General features: G+C 61.8%; 1 protein-coding gene. It reads left to right on the top strand.

The features are described 5' to 3' along the window. Positions 1-830: PE/PPE C-terminal domain-containing protein (locus AWC25_RS00730; RefSeq protein WP_211281004.1), on the top strand; the 830-nt coding region annotated here is incomplete at its 5' end. Positions 831-1,125 lie beyond the last annotated feature (295 nt).

Below are 1,125 nucleotides of genomic sequence, written 5' to 3'. Positions count from 1 at the left end.
AAGCAACCGCCAACACCACCCACACACCGCTCACCAACATCCCCCACGTCCTACAAACCATGGCACAAGGCGGAACATCAGCCGCCACCGCCACCGACCCGATAAGCGCCTTCCAATCATTTTTCAACGACATTTCAGGGTTCATTTCTGGCGAATTCGGAAATAGCTTTATTGCGTCTGGCACTCTCTATACTATTTTTCCGATGGTGGACACCGCGTTGGGTCCGTTGGTGTCGTCACTTTCGGCAACGAAAGTGTCGGACGTGTCTGGGGCGCCGGCGGCGGGGTTGGGCAACCTGGTGGGTTCGTCCTCTCCCGCAGCCGGCGCTTTGGGATCGGCCGGTGCAGGCCAAGGGGCCATCACAGCAGGCCTAGGCGATTCGGGACTAGTGGGCAAGTTATCGGTACCACCATCGTGGAGTACCGCGACACCCCAAATCCGACTCACCTCAGCGACATTGCCGATCGCTGGCCTCGACGCCACCCCCGCAGCAACAGCAACCCCACCCACCCTATTCGGCGGCATCCCCCCGATGAGTGGCCCAGTCGGCAGCATGGTTAACGCGCCCCGCAAAGGCGAAGCTCCATCGCGACGCATGCGCAGCAGGGCACTCCCGGCGTGGACCAAGCAGCCAGCCACCCACGCCTATACTCCGGATCGCGCGGCACAGGCACCGCGCACGGCCGCACCCGCCCTCCGGTCGTCCGGCGGGCGTGAATGCAACGACGTCGAGCAGCTCCAAAAGGAACTCATCGCCTTGACCAAAAAGCGCGATCTTCTGAAACGCGCTGCGGTGTTGATGATTAAGCAAGCACAGAAGCACAAGTAACTCTGCGTCGGGCGGGTCTGCTGCACGAATAGGTGACATCTGATTTGGCTTGCCCCGGGTGGGCGGGCTGGAAGGATGTCATTGTGCCCAGGCCCTATCCCCGCGAGTTCCGTGTCAGCGGTCACGTAATTCCCCAGGTCTGAGGGGTTGTGCGTCACGTAATTCCCCACCCGCCGTCACGTAATTCCCCACCCTCGGGGCGCGCCCGGCGGGGATGCGGGACTGTCTGAATAACGGTGGATCTGGTCTTGGTTTGACACGCCGAGCGTGAGCTTGGTGGGGAGGACTGACGATG

This window comes from Mycobacterium sherrisii, from assembly GCF_002102355.1.
In the GTDB taxonomy this organism is placed as follows: Bacteria; Actinomycetota; Actinomycetes; order Mycobacteriales; family Mycobacteriaceae; genus Mycobacterium; species Mycobacterium sherrisii.
The sequence above is the reverse complement of the archived record's forward strand: the minus strand, read 5'-3'. Positions and strand labels throughout refer to the sequence as shown.